The organism is Bacillus sp. SIMBA_074 (assembly GCF_046534555.1).
Lineage (GTDB): Bacteria > Bacillota > Bacilli > Bacillales > Bacillaceae_G > Bacillus_A > Bacillus_A mycoides.
Map to the genome: position 1 here is coordinate 1 of NZ_JAWRYM010000582.1, position 269 is coordinate 269.

Sequence of the window (269 nt, forward strand, 5' to 3'; positions counted from 1 at the left end):
GGGCTGCGCGGACTCTCGGGCGACGGCGACGCCACGACTCCGTGGGCCTTCGGGCGGCTCGGCTGGTCGGTGCTCGCTGCGGTCGCCGTCCTCGCGCTGAACCTCGTCGGCGATCTGCCGGGGGCAGGTCCCGTGCTCGCCGCCGCCGCCGTCATCGTGGCGCTCGTCGCGGTTCGTGCGCTGCTGCCGAAGGGCACGCTGCGGGCGCGGCGCGGGCTGCCGTCGGTGCTTCTCGTGCGCGGGCTCGCCGCGGCCGGGTTCTTCGGTGC

The 269-nt window shown here is 77.3% G+C and carries 1 pseudogene; it reads left to right on the top strand.

The window, feature by feature from the left end:
* Nucleotides 1-269 (top strand): annotated as a pseudogene (locus SB773_RS32060) (hypothetical protein); the annotation flags it as partial.